The following is an 18,429-nucleotide window of genomic DNA, read 5'->3' as shown; positions in this document are numbered from 1 at the left end:
TTTAAAACAGATTTCAATCCTATCTCTTAATATGATTTAAAACTTTCAAATTAACTGACATAGAGGATTAGGCGTTACTTAGTGTACGAAATAACGACATCTTTATCTAGGCTTCGAATGAACAATGCTCATATATAGCTAATAAATCATAGCTTCTTGCACTTTTAAACCAACAAAAGGATCACTATAAAAACTTGCAATTCCATTGGAAATTTTTTGTTGTTCCTCCGGAGATATCTTTAATGAAACCGCAAGGTCGATCATACCACAAACCGTATTTACCAATTCTACCACCTCTTGATGAACCTTTTTGCTGAAAATATAAATGTCATAATAGTCTCGATTCATTTGTTCAGACGTTTCTTTCTGAAAACCATAATTCTCAGCTAAAAAACCTCGTTCCTCTAATGTTTTTCTCACATCATTTGGAAACCATATTAGTAGCTTATCACTCTTACCTTTTCCACCTAAGGTTAATGGCTTAATAAAACTTCTATGTTGAATTGAATCCCTTAGAGGATAAATGAAATCAATGAAACAAGAAATTTCATTCGTCAACAAAAAAGCGTGAATTACCGGAGCCTTTTGTGCTAAGGATTTATAATAATCATCATTAGGTTTGTTTTGGGGCGAATAAACATTTTGCAATTTCACTTTATTCTTTGTCTTGTCGAATAAAGAAAAATCCAACTTATACATATAGTTAATGATCCATGCCATGTTATCAAAACTACTGGTAACTAGTATCACAAAGTAACTAAGGTGATACATGATATCGGAAGAGGCATTATTTGTTACGGTCTTGAGCGATTGGTACTTTAACTCCATGACCGATTTATTCATTAACATCATTCGGTCATTCAGACTTTGGAGAAGGTTTTCAATGGTTTCTCCGTCTTCAGAAAATGCAGCTCTCAAATTATTGAAAGCTATAAATAATGTTTTATAATTTGGTATTTGACGATTGGTAGATATAATATCATATAAGAACTGTCCAATTTCAAAATCAGTATACGCTTTAAAAATGCGGTTTTTAACATGGTAAACCTGCAATATGTCCAATGAGCGATGGATATTTATTGAACGAGGAGCAGTTCTAGAAATATGGTAGTGGAAGTAACCACTATTCATTAACATACTGTCATTTAAACTATATCCCCGCTCTTTTTCAAAATTCTGCAGAAAAATAGGATCAGTTTCGTCAGAGAATCTAGCTTCGATATAGTTGCATTTCACTATATAATAGTTGCTTTGTAAATAGTAACTAGCTATATCAAGATTAAAATCTTCCAATACCGCATTAACTTCAATATTATTAATTGGTGTAAATACGATGGGACAAGTCTCCAAAGAAGCGATCTTTAAAATTCTCATGATAGAAACTTCACGATTCTTGATATCATCAATAAAAGATTGTGTATGAACCAGCAAACTCGGGGCGGTCGGTAATGGACTATGATCCAAAGGATTTGCATTATGTAATCTCATCTCTATATATTTTTTTGACTAACAGATTGTTGTAAGTAAGATACTTACGTTTTTATCTGCAGCAGTCTGAAGACTGCATTTCCATAAGTCCAAGTCGGAAGACTTGAACTACCATACTTAACTAATTATCCAAAAACTCCCTCAATCCCATCGCCTTTACCTTAGCCGACAGCGGGAAGCCCTGATCAATCCTGCAGATCACCACTCCCTCTTCCGCTCCGGTATCTTCCATGGAGATCTGAAGTCCTTTCGTGAGTTTTGGGGAAAGGGTATTTTTTATTTCTATCGCAGTTTTGACCTGACCATTTTTTACCAAAAGCAGGTCACATTCTGCGCCCTGATGCGTCCGGTAGAAATAATAGTCATATTCCTGCCAGAAAGTCGCCGTAATCTGTTCAATCACAAACCCTTCCCAAGAAGCACCGACTAACACCTGATTAATCAAGGAATCCATGGAAGTCACACCCGTCAGCGAATGCAGCAAACCCGCATCCCGTATAAAAACCTTGGGAGATTTTACCAGGCGTTTTTTGATATTCTGATGAAATGGGGATAGTACACGAACCATAAAAGAGCCTTCCAAATATTCCAAATACCGGTTTACCGTAGGACGTGTAATTCCCAAAGCGCGTGCAAAACTTTCTCCATTCCATATTCCTCCCTGCGCATTTGCCAGCATGATCCAGAATCGCTCCACCAGCCTTGGATCGGTACTCAATCCTATCTGCGCCAAGTCTCTCTCCAGATACGTTTTGATAAAGTTCTGCCTCCACAACTGTGACTCTCTCTCACTTCTTGCCAAAAACGACAAGGGAAATCCTCCACGGATCCAGAGTTTTTCCAACTCATCCGCTGCCACTTCTTCCCAGAAAAAAGGTGTCAGTTCCAAGTACCCAATTCTGCAGGCAAGCGTGTCTGCACTTTTGCGGATCAAATCCGGCGATGCCGAACCCAGAAGAATAAATCTACCCGGCTCACGCTGCTCATCGATCAAACTTCTCAGTTCTGAAAAAAGCTCAGGCATCAATTGAATCTCATCGAGAATAACCGTTTTCTCTGCATGCCCTTTAAGAAAAAGCTCCGCATCTACCAATTTGGCGCGGTCAGAGGCTTTTTCCAGATCAATATAAATACTCTCCTTGCCGAGATTCAGGTTTTTTACAAGCGTGGTCTTCCCCACCTGCCTTGGGCCAAGAAGACCTACAGCAGGGAAAATTGACAGGTATTCCTGAAGCAATGGGAGAATTAATCGATCTTTTACCATGAAAATCGAAAGTATGATTTACGATTTTCATGGTAAATATTAAAACATATCAGTAATAAATACCCAGATATCTACCTAATACGGAGAAATCTGATGCAAAGAACTTTCCCTTATGTGAGTTATTGATCCGTCGGAGTACAGCCTAACCCTACAGGATTTCCTTATTCTACAGGCTTAATGAATTCCTCCAACTTATACTTTGGTGTCCCGCCCTGCTGAGTGGCAACATATGCTCCCATTTTACAGGAAAAGTCTAAAATTTCCATTGGCTTTTTGCCTTCCAAGTACATCTTCACAAAACCACTTAGAAAAGCATCTCCTGAACCTATTGTATCTTCAACCTGTATTTTATACCCATCATGCTTTGTGATTTCTCCTTGGCAATAAATCATAGCCCCGTTGCTTCCAAGTGTGATACAGATAATTTCAACAGGATATTGGGCAACCATAAAATCACAAAATGCTTTTATAGAATCCAAGTTGTTTTTATGGTCATTTACGTTTTCGATTTCAAAATAATCGGCTAGAAACGCTAATTCATCTTCATTGATTTTTAAAATATGAGCATACTTCAACAAGCTTTCTATCTTGTTAAAATCAATGAAAGGTTCACGAAGATTTATATCAAAAATGGTCAACACAGGTTGTTGAACGAGGTGATAGAGTGTATTCCAAGACATTTCATTTCTTACTCCAAGACTGCCAAACACCAGCGCATCAGCTTCTGTGACTGCCTGTAGATTTTCTTCTGTCAGACGTATAAAATCCCAAGCAGATGGAGCTACAATATCATATTTGATATTTTCCTTATTCGTATCATCGACCAAGACCATACCGGTAGGATGTTCCAAATCCCCTTGGATCAAATCCGTATTCAGGTCATAGCCTTTGACAAAATCCAGAAGTTTTCTTCCATATTCATCATTCCCTAACCTTGAGACCATTTGTACTTCCAGCCCCAGTTGCTTCAAATGCAAAGCAACATTCATCGGTGCACCGCCTGCTATTTCACAATCCGGAAAACAATCCCAGAGCATCTCTCCAAAACAAACAACTTTCTTAGTCATGGTATTTTTGTAAATCATTTTGAATCTTTTCCAGAGATCTTCCTTTGGTCTCAGGCATCCTCGTCGCAACCCAAATGAGTTGCAATACCATCATCAATCCAAAAAAAGCGAAAATGCTCCCCGCTCCATAGCGATTGGCAACTAAAGGGAAAATATTTGCGATCAGCGCAGCCAAAATCCAGTGGGTGAACGATCCCATAGACTGGCCAAAAGCCCGGAGTTCATTGGGAAAAATCTCCGAGATAAACACCCATATTACAGCCCCCTGTCCAATCGCATGTGCAGCAATAAAGGCAAATACAAAATAGGGCAATAAGCTACTATCTATCGCTCCTCCAAAATAGCTATAAGCCATCAAGGAAAGAGAGATAATATACCCTACAGAACCAATATACATCAGCATTTTTCTGCCGATTTTGTCAATCAGATATAAACCTGCCATGGTCGCAACCAGATTGATCACTCCAATTCCTATGGTAGAGATCAAGGCTGTCTCATTTGCGATACCTGCTGATTCAAATATCCTTGGGGCAAAGTATATAATCGCATTGATCCCCGACAACTGATTGAAACATGCCATCAAAATTGCCATAAAGCTGATCCTCCTAAACCTAGTACTAAAGAGCATCGATAGGGTAGCCTTTCCCCTGATCTTCTTGCTTTCTTCAATAGCCAGTTCCATCGCTTCATCGACACCTTCAGGATCCGTTCTCGTCAAAATAACCCTAGCCCCGTCAAAATCTTTCTGTTTTGCAATCAGCCATCTTGGACTTTTTGGCACTTTTACAATCAACGCAGTATAAATTAATGCAGGCAAAACTTCTACCCCCAGCATCCATCTCCAAGCATCATTGAGGTTCGCCGTACCAATAAGGTAATTGGAAAAATAGGCCATTAATATCCCGAAAACGATGTTGAACTGGTAGAGCGCAACTAGCTGACCACGTCTGCTGGCTGGAGCGATTTCAGAAATATACATAGGGGCCACCACAGAGGAAGCACCTACTCCGAGTCCTCCCAAAAATCTAAAAAACATAAAGGAATTGATATCCGGTGCCAACGAAGATCCCAAAGCAGACACGAGGTAAAACACCCCTATCCAAAGTAGCGATGCTCTCCTTCCGAATCGGTCAGCAGGGATAGCTCCGAAGAGCGCCCCTATGACCGTACCGTATAGGGCAATGGCTACAGCCAGGCCATGCTTAAGGTCTGTCAATTCCCACAACACTTGAATGTCCCGTTCTGCTCCGGATATCACAGCGGTATCAAACCCAAATAAAAACCCTCCCAATGCTGCTGTGATGGAGAGAAAAAGCACATAGTTTTTGCTTTGCATTATATCTTATTATTTCTGCCTTGTAAGTATTTTAGTTCACCAAGCTGAACTTAGTGTATGGATGTTTACGGTTTCGTTAAATCCACTTGTTGTTAGCTTGGTATAAGGAGATTCTGGAAATACAATCTCCGTAATGACAAGCTCCCCGTTATTGAAAAACAGCTCCAAGGATGACCTGTCAATAAATATTCTGAGCTTCTTCAAATCCAAGCCCAAATCAGGAATGGTGTGGAGATTTGCAAACTCTTGGCTAAACCCTGTCAGACCGGACAGGCTTCTATCCACAAAAATCTCATTCCCCTTTTTAGTCATGGTTACTTTTTCCCCATTATCATTGGACAAAACCAGCTCAAATTCATCTGAATCCAGTTCTAGCTCTATTTCTGCCAGTTCACTGGAAATATTGATTCCTTTTCCTTTGAGCGATTCAGATGAAGTCCTTATTTTTTCGATCTCCACCACGGGCCTTGACGCCAATAAATAATTGCCTTTGTCACTAAAAATCTCCAACGATCTGGGCAAAGTATTGGCAGACCTCCAGATTTCGGTAGGCACCTGATTGGCATACAGCCAATTACTCATCCAGCCAATAAACAACCTTCTTCCGTCTTCTTTAGGCACATTGGACCAAGTCACTCCCGCATAGTTGTCTGCTCCGTAATCAAGCCATTTTACCTGCTCATCATCTGCTTTAAAATTTTTACCATCGAAATCCCCTATGAAATATTGGGTAGCAGATCCTCCATTGGGTCCGCCAGGATTGATACTCACAAAGAGCACCCATTTATCATTGCCCTCAGGAGTCTTCAGCTTAAACAAGTCCGGGCACTCCCAAACACCTCCATACGCTGCCCAAGAAGGATTGTAATCACTCTGGTGTGTCCAGTCTATCAAATTTGGGGAACTGTAAAAGGAGATCTTATCCTTTACGGCAAGACTCATGATCCACTGACCACCACCATTACCGTCTTCGATCCAATCCACTTTTGGGTCACGGAAATCTTTGATCCCGGGATTCTTCAGTACAGGATTCTCTTCATACTTCTGCCAAGTCCTGCCCTTGTCCACGCTATACGCTATGCCTTGTGTTTGAAAGTCGATTTTCCCCTCTTTCTCTGCTTCTGCATTATGATAGGTGAAAATCGCTACCAGAGGTGGGTTATCGGCAGTCCCTAGACCAGAGGTGTTTTTGAGATCTGCAACAGCAGATCCTGAAAAAATAGTCCCATGCTCATCAGGAAAAATTGCTATTGGCTGATGCTCCCAATGTACCAAATCCTTGGAAATCGCATGTCCCCAATGCATCGGCCCCCAGGTATTGCCCTCCGGATGATGCTGGTAAAACAAGTGATACTCTCCCTCATAGTAAACCATACCATTGGGATCATTCATCCAATTGGCAGAAGGAGTAAAGTGATATTGGGGACGGAAAGGCTCGTCAAAAGCACTTCCCTTGTCTACAATAGTCGAAGTGTTCTTTTCCTGAGGCTGGCAGGAAAACTGTACCACTGCCAATACCGCAAAAAGGTACTTAATATTCTTAATTTTCATCTGTTTATAATTTTCTTTTTATGGATGGATCATCCCGATAGCTATATATAAATAGACTACATGCCTATGGGTAACCAAAAGCATGTAGTCTATCAATTCTATCAGTATCCGGGATTTTGAGTATATACCCCTTTAGTAAAGTCTATTTCACGTTGGGGGATTGGGTAGTATTCATCCCTTCCGGCTGTGAATCTTGCGTTACTTAAGAAGTCTTTTCTCTGCTTTTCTGCATCCAAATATGCATTTAGTACAGGAGCGGCTTCTCCCCACCTCACCAAGTCGAAGAATCTATGACCTTCCATGGCAAACTCAAGTCTTCTTTCAAATTTTAGAGCTTTAAGTGCAAAATCTTTACTTGCGAAAGATGTGTAAGGAGCTACTTTATAAACATCGCTCGCTCCGGCGGCCAATGGTCTTGATGTACTTTGACCGGCCCGTTCACGGATTTGATTGATAATTGGAAGTGCATCATTCCATTGATCCAGCTGGATCAATGCCTCCGCTTTGAACAGTAACACATCTGCATACCTGATGAAATCGATATTTTTGGATGTCCCCATGAATGGGCCTTCCTTTACATAGCAGCTACAATCAGGAGCTTGTTGCTCTTTCATATTTCCGAAATACCCATAAACTCCCGGATCTCTAGCCCAAGAAAAATTGTAAACCATATCTCCTTGGCTATTGAGGGTATTCCTATACTTGAACGGTCTGCCCGGAATACCTACAGTATGATCTAGTCTGGGATCTATTGTCGCGCCTGATGCCAATGGTGTGGTTCCGTTCGGACTCACAGCATCAAATATATTCTGGCTGTTGAAGTCGTCCAATAATGGAAGCCCCTCACTGGTTGTTTTGAACGCGTTGACCATATTTTGACTGGCAAGATGGAAGCCACAACATCCATATAAGTCCGTACCGTGCGGCGAGTTCAATCCTGTCACATAGCTAACTCTACTCACGACTGTGCCATCATTAATGGAAAACTGAACTGCCCAAATGGATTCTGGACCATTATCAAATCCGTTCAAAAAATTGTTCCCATAATCAGGTTCCAAAGAGCCCTGCACTTCATCCGCATATCGGATCACCTCTTCCAGCCTGTCTCTATTGATATTGACCACTTGGTGTTGGTCATCCTGCTCGTACGCTTGATATAGTCTCAATTTAGCCAGATAGGCAGCAGCAGCGTTTTTGTTTGCACGGCCTGCTTCATCCTGAAACTGTGGCAAATTATCATAAGCATACAAGAAATCTTCGGCAATTTTATTCCACAAATCATCATTGGGTACATCATTGGTGACTTGTGCGATTTCTTCCTGAGTCAGATCCTCTGTAATGATCGGGATTTTTTTGAAGAGCATTTTTAACATAAAGTGGGAGTGCGCCCTCAAAAACCTCAACTCTGCCTGACGGATTGTCTTATTCGGATAATCTTCCAAAGGGATCTCGTTGATTACCTTCAAAGCAAAATTCGCTCTCGAAATGGCCTTATAATAATTTGTCCAAGTCCTTGGAGCCATGGCGTCTCCCATGTCGGGAATAGTCAGGTTGTATTGCTCATATCTGTCAATTTCGTTCACATCGCCACGTCCGCCGCCTCCTTTATAAGCATCGTCAGACCTAACACTACCATATACCCACATGCTGGTGATAGACCCTATCATCTCGTCATTGCCAATCCCTGCATACGCAGAGATCACCAGTGACTCTGCATTGGCAGGTGTGCTGACATTTTCACTGGACAATACTCCCCGGGGTTCGTATTCAAGAAAATCTGAGCAAGAGAATGCGCTCAATAGAAAAACTAGGGTAAAGCTATATTTTATTGATTTTTTCATGATTTCTGTTGGTTAAAAACTGATACTTAAACCCAAGGAATACACTGAAGGAACAGGGATTCTGTTTACATCTGTACGCTCTGGATCCGAACCTATATAGTTCTTTGGGGTAAACCAGAAAAGATTCTCTCCCTGAACATAAGCTCTCGCACTACCCAAACCGCTTACCTTTTCCAGTAAGGATTCCGGTAAAGAATACCCCAACTGCATATTTCTGATTTTGAAATACGAGTTGTTTCTAAAAAGATAATCCGAAGTCTGTGTGTCATTAAATGCAAGGGATAGTGCCGGAATATCCGTATTGGTATTCTCGGGAGTCCATGCATTCAGTACCCCAAGTCCTGCATTTTCTCTTCCCTGAGTGAAATTATTCCAGAAGATGTAGGGATCTTGGCCGATTCTTCCTGTCACTCCAGAACCGAAGATTGCAAAATCAAAGCTTTTGTAGTTCAAATTCACCCCAATTCCGTATTCCAATGCCGGAAGGGTGGTACCGATGAAGTCTCTATCATCAGCGTCGATAATTCCATCACCATTGAGATCAACAAACTTGATCCCTCCTGGTCGGGCTCCTATTTGGGTTGGACTATTGGTGACATCTTCCTGATTTTGAAAAAGCCCGTCAGCTTTGTATCCAAAAATTGAGAACTGGGACTGTCCAATAATGGAGTTTTGAGCTGTACCGGGAAAGGCCGCCCTCACTTCTTCAGGCAAATCTGTAATCTTATCCCTGAATGCACCAAAGTTGGTGTTTACCGTCAAACTTATCCCATTGACAAACTTCTTATGATAACTCAACATCAGTTCCCAACCTTGCGTCTCAGTAGAAGCACCGTTCAGCACTCTTTGCTGTCCTTCCCCTATCACCGACGCAATCGGCGGTGTTGTCAGAATATCACTGGTATTTCTTCGGAAATAATCAAAAGAACCCGTAATAGCATAATCAAATAAGCTAAAATCCAACCCCAAGTTCACTTCTTTAGTTGTCTCCCATTTCAAATCAGGATTTTCCGCTTGGATGGAAACAAAACCCGATGGAAGTGTACCCGTGTCGTTCCCGGCAATGTCATAAGCTGTTCCCACGTTGTAATAAAACTCAAAAAAGCCTCCTACATATTGCGATTGATTAGGCCCATATCTGGCTTCATAAAGACCAAACCTTGCCAAATCTCCAATCTCCTGGTTACCCACTACACCATATCCTGCTCTAAATTTCAAATCCGAAATCTGGGTGATTTGTTTGATAAATTTCTCTTCACTCAATCTCCATCCCACGGTCATAGCCGGAAACACACCGTACCGGTTGTTTTTGCCAAATCTTGAAGAGCCGTCTCTTCTAATGGTGAAAGAAGCTAAGTACTTATCAGATAAAGCATAGTCAATTTTCCCAAACTGCGAAAACAGCCTATTTCCCGAAGTCCTGCCATTGTTTGTTCTTGCCCCTGTGGCAGCATCCAATACAAAATAACTATCGGTTTCAACAGCAAAACCATCCGCAATGGCAATGGTAGAAGAAAAATCATCTCTGATTGCTTCTACTCCGGCCAAAATATCAATCCTATGTATCCCTGCTACTATTTTATAGTTAAGTGTATTGGAAAACACCAAACTGGAAAACTCATTGGTGTCATGGATCAGTCTATTATTTGATCTGGTAATAAACCCATTTCTCACCCTAGGCTCAATGTCTCTTCTGAAAAACGACCCGTAGTCGATCCCTACGCTGGTTTTGTATGTGAAATTTTCAAGAATGTTCCACTCAGCAAATACGTTCCCGTAAAAATTATTTTTACGGTTATTGTCCCAACGATTTAAATACTGCATCAGTAGAGGGTTATTTCTATCAGAATAACCTGCTCCCAATGGCCCCGCAAATTCCCCATCTAAACCTCGCACCGGAATGGTAGGTGCTAAAGTAATGGCCAAGCCGGGAGTCGGTGCATTCCCCACATCTCTAGCTGCCGGAGTTTCATTTGAATTAGTGGCCTGCATATTGATTCCAAATCTCAGCTTATCATCAAACAGGTAGGTATTGGCATTGATCCTTGCACTATATCTTTCAAAGCCTGTGTGCTTCATGATACCTGTGTTCTTCAAATGCCCCAAATTGATCATCAGTGATGACTTTTCAGTATTGGTTGACACGGTAACTTCGTTGTTGAACACATACCCTGTTTGGTATACTTCATCTTGCCAGTCAGTATCTCCAACAGGGACATTCGGATCCCCTCCAACGAATGGCCTTTCGGATACGGAATTCAATACAGGGTTATCAAAATCCCCGTTCCAGTCAAAATTGTAAATCTCACCATATCCGGAATTGGGATCTGCGCCATCATTCACCATCGCCCTCCAAAGTACCTCACCTCTTTGCCTTGAATTCAGCATGTTGTAACGCTGCTGCTTTTCTGATTGAATGGAAAAATTGGAATTGATAGTCACACTTAGGCTCTCTCCTCCTGATGCCCTATTTTTGGTGGTCACCACAATCACTCCATTTGCCGCTCTAGATCCATATATGGACGATGCAGAAGCATCCTTCAACACCTGAATGGATTCAATAGCCTCAGGATTGAGACTTGCAAATACTTCCGGCCTTTTGGTCGGCACACCATCGATCACATAAAGCGGGTCATTATTTCCCAGAGTAGATACTCCCCTGATCAGGACTCTTGAACTGGCTCCGGAAGGATCGCCGGATTTCTCTACCGTCAAGCCCGCCACTCTTCCCTGCAATGCTTGCATGGCATTACCGGAACTCATACTTTGACCTTGAACGGGGCCCAAATCAACCGATACGATTGCCCCTGTTACATCTGCCTTTCTCTGACTGCCATAGCCCACTACAACCACTGCGTCTAAATCAGAAATATTCTCTTCAAGTGTCACATCAATGATACTTCTGTTACCTACTACCTCCGTCAATGAGGCATATCCTACAAACGAAAACATCAAAGATTCTTCACCGGAAACAGACAGGCTATATTTCCCATCAATATCCGTCACAACTCCTCTTGTGGTCCCTTTTACAGAGACCGTCACCCCAGGGATGCTTTCCCCAAAGGTTTTGTCAGTTACTGTTCCAGTCACCTCTCTTTGTTGAGCCAACAGAGGTGAAGCAAGCAGAAACGCCAGAAAGATTAGTAAAATTTGTTTTTTCATAGAATTAAAGGGTTTATTGTTGGATTAATCATTTTTAAAGGCTGGCACAGAGATCCACTTTAGATTTATAAATAGGCGGAGTTTAAGTTGTAGTAGAATCCTTCAGGATAAATTCAAGTGGTCTGCTCTTGGTCGCTGGCATGATAGAGAGCACAAACAGCGGCTGTAAAATCTTACAGGATAAAAAAATGGAGAAAATCCCCCACGGCTCTAGGTGGATGACCACAGAGAGAAAGCCGTTTTCCGGCGCTATTGAAGTATAATGTATTGTATTCTTGTCCATTGGGTCTATTATTGACGCCAATCTAGACCTATCGAAAAATAAAATATTTTAAATAAGTGTCTAAAACTTATAAATTTGATTCACCGCATGATTTCACATCAAAAAATGGCTTGTAGATCTCATGCAATCGATTTCGGAGTCTCAAATCAAAATCCAAGGATTTCAAATCTGTTCCATGATTTCAATTTTGTTTCATTTCTGCCCCTGACTTTCTCTGAATTCACTTGGAGTATAATCAAATGCATTCTTGAAAACCGTAGAAAAATACGCTGAAGTTTTGAAACCTGTCTTAAAGGCTACTTCTGCAATGCCACAGGTGTCACTGATCAATAAATACTTTGCCTTTTTTAACCTGATTTTGACAATGTAGTCATTGACACTATAGCCTAGGGTAGATTTGACTTTTCTGTATAATTGCCCTCTAGACAAGCCCATTTCCTTGCCGATCTCATTTACACCAAAATTCGGATTACCAATATTCTGCTCTATCAAGGAAGTAAAGGCATTGACAAATTTTCTTTCTGACCTGTCCACTTGAGCTGTAGGATCAGACGCGGGCAATTCATGAAGATAATGTGACTTGATTTTTGATCTATTTGTAAGTATGGCTTTGATACGTTCTTTGACAAATGCCATGTTAAACGGCTTGGTAATATAATCGTCTATGCCTGTCTTGACCCCTGTCAATTGATCCTCATGGGATGTTTTGGCAGAGATTACGATAATCGGTATCGGGGATGTCTTAGGGTCTGCTTTCAGCTTTTTTATTAAATCCAGCCCATCTTCATTTTTCAGCATTAAGTCACAGGTGATCAGATCCGGCACTACATCCATTGCAATCGAAAGTGCGGAGACACAATCACCTGACTCCAAAACCCTATATTCCCCTGAAAGTCTTTTTTTGAGATAATTTCTGATCTCAGGATCATCCTCCACTATCAAGATTGTCTGTGACGGTTCAGGCTGTCTTTCCTCTTCCTCCAAATCATCGTATTCGGAGATATAGGATTCATGATCCAAAACTTGGCCGAGAAGGGAATTTTCTGATAATTCATCCGAACTGAAATGCCCATTTCCCATCTTCAACCTAATTTCAAAGACAGTGTTTTCTCCCTTGAAGCTCTTCGCTACAATCTTACCGTGCTGAAGTTCTACCAACTCTTTGGCCAAGGCCAACCCCAAACCGGTTCCGACCTTCCTCACGCCTGAACTCCCCTGATAAAATCTGTCAAACACATGCAAAACTTCCTCATGGTTCATTCCTTCTCCATTGTCCACCACCTCTATTACTACTTCATAGCTGGGCATGTCCTGGGAGACCTTCAGATAAACAAACCCTTTTCGGGGCGTAAACTTAAAAGAGTTTGACAGCAAATTGAAGATCACCTTATCCATCATAGCGGGGTCAAACCAAAGCTTGATATGAGGCTCTTCACACATCAATTTGAAGCGAATTTGATTGTCCTCTGCGGTTTTGCTAAATACAGACATGATGTCTTCCAAAAAAGGGACCAAGGCTTGTTGGGAGGCATTTATAGCCATTTTATCCCCATCTATTTTCCTAAAATCCATCAACTGATTCACCAATCTGAGCAATCTGTAGGTGTTTTTCCTGATCAAAAACAAGTCGCTTTTGAACACTGAGGCATCTTTATTCTGAAGCATTTCTTCTATAGGACCTTGGATCAGAGTTAGTGGAGTCCTAAACTCGTGTGAAATATTAGTGAAAAATTCAAGCTTTTGCTGGGTAGCCTGTTCTGCCTGCTTAGAATAGTCCATGATTTTTTGTTGCTGCTCTAAGACTTCGTCATTTTTATTTTGAAGCTCTTTATTGATTTTCTGTTTATCTCTCAGTGACTTGAAAACATAGGCCAAGGAGACTATGGCTATGAAAAGGGTGATCCCAAACACAATCAACAGTCCCTTTTGACTCTGGTAAATTTCAATTTGATTGGCAATCATTTCACTTTGCCGGGAAATATTTGCCTGCTGATTGATAATTCTGTCAGTCTGTTGCTTCATGATCCTCACATTGGAAGAGTCCACCGCAGCTGTTTGTAAAAGATTCTCTTTCTGAAAGCTTTCTCTTTGTAAGATCTTCCAAGCTACTTCTATCGCTTTATCACCCCCCGTTGGGTAAAAAAACGTTGCATTAAGAACTCCGTCAGTTACGGCCTGCAAGCCCGCATAAGGACCCGGTAAGGCATCAATCCCGATTACTTTTTTACCCCCTATCCCAAGTTCATCACAAACCTCTCGGGCTGAAATCGCCATCACATCGTTGTGGGCAAATATCATGTCAAAGCCATGGTTTGCTTGGTCTGCCAGGTAGTTACGAAGTCTCTCTTTTGCTATGGTCTTCTCCCACTCCCCTTCAAGCTGGTCCACTATTACATACGCCGAACTACCTAAAGCATCTATCAGACCCTGATGCCTATCCCTTGCAGGAGAACTTCCCCTGAGACCCCATATTTCCAGTATTTTAACCTCTTTGTCAAAAATATTTCGGACATATTGCCCTACTGTGTAGCCAATCTCATAATTATTGCCCCCAATATAGGCTGAATATTGATTGGAATTAATCTTCCTATCCACCACGATAACGGGAGTGCCTGATCTAAAAATCTCCTCTACTATAGGAGTGATCGGCTCAGATTCATTGGGAGACACTATCAACAGGTCAACCCCTTGTTTTTCAAATTCCCGGATTTGCGCTATCTGTAAATCACTGTTTCCGTTAGCATCCTTTATTTCCAAGCTGAGATTCGGATAGAAAGACAACTCCCTAAACATCTCCTCGTGCATTGCATGTCTCCAGGCATCATTACCAACACATTGCGAAAATCCTATTACAAATTTCTCATCCCTTCGCTCTTCACAAGAAAGAAATAGGACAGATATAGTAGAAAATACCAGTACACTTAATGTTGAATAGAGCAAGCTCTTCATAAATAGTTTAAGTCTAGTAATGCAAGTAAAGATAGAAAAGATTATAGAGGGAATATAAATACTCTACTTGTCAAGATTCAGGTTCTTGACGTGCGTAGTTTTCTCTACCTGTCTTGGCTCTAAGAGAACAACAGCTGGGAAAATGGAAGGTATTCCTGAAGCAATGGGAAAATTCCTCGGTATTTTACCATGAAACCCGAAAGTAGTATTTACGATTTTCATGGTAAAAATTTCAAGACCAGTGAAAGTCATGAGATTAGAAGTATACTAGATAAAATAGAAAATGCCTGATAAGATCTACCAGGCATCTATCTCCAAATGACGAAAGTTCCATTGTCAAAAACTCTCCTAACCTATCTTCTTGCGAGTATTAATCCCAAATGGTAAGTATAAGGGACAATAACTTATAAGTGCTGTAGCTGCAAAAATCACTGCCAGTACACCCAACACTAGTGCTAATGTTCCAGAAATTGTCCCTGTGAAGTATAATACTGCTATGCTAACCGCAATTAGCAAACGAATGACTTTATCCGCGGACCCCATGTTCTTTTTCATGATTGTTAGTTGTTACAAAATTTACCAGTGTAATTTCCGCAGGAAAGCTCTAGTAAACAGCGACTTTTGTCACATTGAGCACATAGGATGATCTTACCTCTTAATTGGAAAATTTGATTTACCGATTTGAACCACTATTCTTTACCAAAGCTTTTTTTAATCGGTGGCTATGTAAAAAACATTTCCTTTTAAATTCATGCCGTAATTCCCTACCACTTCTTTATGAAAAAACTCTTACTCATCCTCCTATTCGTTTTTTCGATCGCCACATTCTCATGGGCTCAGATCCAAACCCCTGAGCAGTTTTTGGGCTATAAGCCCGGTGATCGGTTCACTCCTCATCACCGCATGGTCGATTACTTTGAGCATATCGCTGCGAACAACCCCAATGTCACACTCATCCAATATGGAGAAACCAATGAAAAGCGTCCGCTGATTGTCGCCATTCTATCCAGTGCTGAGAACATGGCTGATCTGGAGCAAATCCGTACCGATAATCTTAAGAGAACAGGCATGATGGAAGGTAATCCTACCACCTCAGTTCCGATCAACTGGATGTCTTTCAATGTCCATGGAAATGAGTCTGTGGGAATGGAGGCTGCGATTTCTTCATTTTATACCCTGGCAAATCCTGAAAATACCACTTCTCAGGAGTGGCTAAAAAACCAAGTGGTCATCATAGACCCATGTATCAATCCAGACGGTCGTGACCGCTACTCGAACTGGTACAACCAGAAAATGAATACAACCCTTCAGCCGGATTTACAATCAGTGGAGCATAACGAGCCTTGGCCGGGCGGACGTGCAAACCACTACCTATTCGACCTCAACCGTGATTGGGCTTGGCAGGTCCAGGTAGAATCTCAGGCAAGAATGAAGCTCTATAACCAGTGGATGCCTCAGTTACATTTGGATTTCCACGAGCAGGGCATCAATAATCCATTTTACATGGCTCCTGCTGCTGAGCCTCTTCATGAGCAGTTGACTTCTTGGCAGCATGAGTTCCAGGATATTTTTGGAAGAAATACTGCCAAATACTTCGATGAAGCCGGAAGATTTTACTTCACGAAGGAGCGTTTCGATTTACTTTACCCTTCTTATGGCGATTCCTATCCTATGTTCAACGGTGCTATCGGCATGACTATCGAGCAAGGAGGCGGCGGACAGGCAGGGATTGGTGGATTTGATGCCGTCGGTGACACGGTAACGTTAAGCTATAGAATCCAGGGTCATTACACCGCAGCAATGTCTGCCGCCGAAGTGACCGCCAAAAACGGTGAAAAATTACTTTCCGAGTTCGAAAAATTCTTTGCTGAGAGCTCCTCCTCCCCGAAAAGCCAGTACAAAAGCTTTGTGATCAAAGGAGAAAGTAATCCAGCTCAAGTAGCAAAGCTCCTTGAATTGCTGGATAAAAATGGAATTACATATGGCAAAGCAGGTACTAAATCAGGACTAAAGGGATTCTCTTACGGATCAGGAAAAAATGAATCTTTCTCTACCGGCGAGGAAGACATTATCATCAATGCCTACCAGCCAAAGTCCGTATTGACTCAGCTTTTATTTGAGCCAAATCCTGCCTTGCATGACAGCATCACCTACGACATCACTAGCTGGTCTATGCCCTATGCCTACGGACTGGAGGCTTATGCGCTAGAGTCCCGTGTAAACGCAGCCGGTGAATATAAGAAACCGGTCTTCACGGAGAATGTCGCCGGTAAAACTCCGGTAGCATATATTGCAGCATGGGAAGGAACCCGCGATGCGGCATTTCTTTCTGCTTTGCTGACTGCGGACATCCGGGTGAAATACAATGAATTTCCTTTCGATGTAGAAGGAAAAAGCTTCCCGGCAGGATCACTGATGATCACCAAAGGTGGAAATCAATATGTGCCAAATTTCGACCAAAAAGTCATCGATATTGCCAATAAGTTTCAAGTGACATTAGCTACTACCATGAGCGGCTATGTGGACAAAGGAAAAGATTTTGGCTCACCAAACATCCGTGTGGTCAAGGCGCCAAAAGTGGCCCTAGTCGGTGGAGAAGGAACTAATTCCCTGAATTACGGAGCTATCTGGCATTTCTTCGAAAAAGATCTCAACTATCCTTTGGTGAATCTGGAGCTGAACAATTTAGCCCGATATGACCTGAGCAAATACAATGTACTTATCATGCCTTCCATGCGGGGTGGGGGACTAAGCGAACAAGCCCAGAAAAATATCATGGAATGGGTTCGCGCTGGCGGAAAGCTGATCGTAATTGATGGAGCACTGAACCTCTTTGCCGATAAAGAAGGCTTTGCGTTAAAGACTTTTGATAGTGAGGATGATAAAAAAGCAGCGGAAAAAGTAGCCGATTCCCTGGCCAAAGCCGAACGTCTGGCTCCATATCAAGAAGGTGAACGCCTAGCAATTTCGGGCGGTGCAGCGGGAGCAATTTATCAGGTTAAAATGGACGAAACTCATCCACTTGGGTATGGAACCGGCGGAAAATATTATGCACTCAAAAATAACTCGAGCAAATTCTCCTACCTGAGCAACGGAGTAAATGCGGGAATAATCGCAAGCAACGATGCTTATAGGACCGGTTACATAGGATTCAAAATCAAATCAGCCATGGGTGAATCTATGGCGATTGGTGTCGAAAACGTAGGGCGTGGCGAAATCGTCTATTTCGTAGATGACCCGGTTTTCAGAGGTTTCTGGGAATCAGGGAAACTGATTCTGAGCAATGCGATTTTTATGGTGGGACAATAAAGTAGAATCAAGAGATTAGATTCAAGAACCAAGAAAATAGATTTTAATATCAAGATATGAAAATCAAGACCGGCTGCTGAAAAGTGGCTGGTTTTTTTTTACCCTAAATCTATTTTATCATTTTGAAACAATATTCGTCCATTTAAATAAAAAAGGTGAATAGAATTACCTCCGGATTA

At 41.7% G+C, this 18,429-nt stretch carries 11 protein-coding genes; 1 reads left to right on the top strand and 10 read right to left on the bottom strand.

What is annotated here, in order from left to right; translation table 11 throughout:
* Positions 1-138 precede the first annotated feature (138 nt).
* The 10 genes from ID165_RS21785 to ID165_RS21740 all read right to left on the bottom strand — a co-directional run bounded on the left by ID165_RS21785 (position 139) and on the right by ID165_RS21740 (position 15,484).
* Positions 139-1,488: a hypothetical protein gene (locus ID165_RS21785; RefSeq protein WP_192347533.1), complete on the bottom strand. Its 1,350-nt coding sequence runs from the start codon at positions 1,486-1,488 to the stop codon at positions 139-141.
* 121 nt (positions 1,489-1,609) lie between these two features.
* Positions 1,610-2,752, bottom strand: a complete 1,143-nt coding sequence (locus tag ID165_RS21780) for an ATP-binding protein (protein WP_192347532.1) — start codon at positions 2,750-2,752, stop codon at positions 1,610-1,612.
* A gap of 161 nt (positions 2,753-2,913) precedes the next feature.
* Complete coding sequence (locus ID165_RS21775; protein ID WP_192347531.1) at positions 2,914-3,819, bottom strand: carbohydrate kinase; 906 nt, start codon at positions 3,817-3,819, stop codon at positions 2,914-2,916.
* A complete protein-coding gene (locus tag ID165_RS21770; protein ID WP_192347530.1) occupies positions 3,812-5,155 on the bottom strand; it encodes a sugar porter family MFS transporter in 1,344 nt (447 codons plus the stop codon). The genes ID165_RS21775 and ID165_RS21770 overlap by 8 nt, the downstream gene beginning before the upstream one ends.
* Positions 5,156-5,191: 36 nt before the next feature.
* A complete protein-coding gene (locus ID165_RS21765) occupies positions 5,192-6,706 on the bottom strand; it encodes a glycoside hydrolase family 32 protein (protein ID WP_192347529.1) in 1,515 nt (504 codons plus the stop codon).
* Between the two features lie 101 nt (positions 6,707-6,807).
* Entirely contained in the window at positions 6,808-8,547 is a 1,740-nt protein-coding gene (locus tag ID165_RS21760) for a RagB/SusD family nutrient uptake outer membrane protein (RefSeq protein ID WP_192347528.1), read from the bottom strand.
* Positions 8,548-8,559: 12 nt separating this feature from the next.
* The gene (locus ID165_RS21755) at positions 8,560-11,709 is read right to left on the bottom strand and encodes a TonB-dependent receptor (RefSeq protein ID WP_192347527.1); all 3,150 of its coding nucleotides are present in this window, start codon (positions 11,707-11,709) and stop codon (positions 8,560-8,562) included.
* Positions 11,710-12,184: 475 nt separating this feature from the next.
* Complete coding sequence (locus ID165_RS21750) at positions 12,185-14,941, bottom strand: substrate-binding domain-containing protein (protein ID WP_192347526.1); 2,757 nt, start codon at positions 14,939-14,941, stop codon at positions 12,185-12,187.
* 63 nt (positions 14,942-15,004) lie between these two features.
* Complete coding sequence (locus ID165_RS21745) at positions 15,005-15,163, bottom strand: hypothetical protein (protein ID WP_192347525.1); 159 nt, start codon at positions 15,161-15,163, stop codon at positions 15,005-15,007.
* Between the two features lie 126 nt (positions 15,164-15,289).
* A complete protein-coding gene (locus tag ID165_RS21740; RefSeq protein ID WP_370539765.1) occupies positions 15,290-15,484 on the bottom strand; it encodes a DUF2892 domain-containing protein in 195 nt (64 codons plus the stop codon).
* Positions 15,485-15,718: 234 nt separating this feature from the next.
* On the opposite strand from ID165_RS21740, the gene ID165_RS21735 reads away from it, so the two are divergent.
* The gene (locus ID165_RS21735; RefSeq protein WP_192347523.1) at positions 15,719-18,250 is read left to right on the top strand and encodes a M14 family metallopeptidase; all 2,532 of its coding nucleotides are present in this window, start codon (positions 15,719-15,721) and stop codon (positions 18,248-18,250) included.
* Positions 18,251-18,429: the final 179 nt, after the last annotated feature.

Origin of the sequence: Algoriphagus sp. Y33, from assembly GCF_014838715.1 — a bacterium.
Classification (GTDB): domain Bacteria; phylum Bacteroidota; class Bacteroidia; order Cytophagales; family Cyclobacteriaceae; genus Algoriphagus.
This window is presented reverse-complemented; position numbering and strand designations above follow the sequence as displayed.

What these genes read in the sequence shown, in the direction of transcription:
- ID165_RS21785 (WP_192347533.1), bottom strand. Translation starts at nt 1,488, where the DNA reads ATGAGATTACATAATGCAAATCCTTTGGATCATAGTCCATTACCGACC.
- ID165_RS21780 (WP_192347532.1), bottom strand. Translation starts at nt 2,752, where the DNA reads ATGGTAAAAGATCGATTAATTCTCCCATTGCTTCAGGAATACCTGTCA.
- ID165_RS21775 (WP_192347531.1), bottom strand. Translation starts at nt 3,819, where the DNA reads ATGACTAAGAAAGTTGTTTGTTTTGGAGAGATGCTCTGGGATTGTTTT.
- ID165_RS21770 (WP_192347530.1), bottom strand. Translation starts at nt 5,155, where the DNA reads ATGCAAAGCAAAAACTATGTGCTTTTTCTCTCCATCACAGCAGCATTG.
- ID165_RS21765 (WP_192347529.1), bottom strand. Translation starts at nt 6,706, where the DNA reads ATGAAAATTAAGAATATTAAGTACCTTTTTGCGGTATTGGCAGTGGTA.
- ID165_RS21760 (WP_192347528.1), bottom strand. Translation starts at nt 8,547, where the DNA reads ATGAAAAAATCAATAAAATATAGCTTTACCCTAGTTTTTCTATTGAGC.
- ID165_RS21755 (WP_192347527.1), bottom strand. Translation starts at nt 11,709, where the DNA reads ATGAAAAAACAAATTTTACTAATCTTTCTGGCGTTTCTGCTTGCTTCA.
- ID165_RS21750 (WP_192347526.1), bottom strand. Translation starts at nt 14,941, where the DNA reads ATGAAGAGCTTGCTCTATTCAACATTAAGTGTACTGGTATTTTCTACT.
- ID165_RS21745 (WP_192347525.1), bottom strand. Translation starts at nt 15,163, where the DNA reads ATGAAAATCGTAAATACTACTTTCGGGTTTCATGGTAAAATACCGAGG.
- ID165_RS21740 (WP_370539765.1), bottom strand. Translation starts at nt 15,484, where the DNA reads ATGGGGTCCGCGGATAAAGTCATTCGTTTGCTAATTGCGGTTAGCATA.
- ID165_RS21735 (WP_192347523.1), top strand. Translation starts at nt 15,719, where the DNA reads ATGAAAAAACTCTTACTCATCCTCCTATTCGTTTTTTCGATCGCCACA.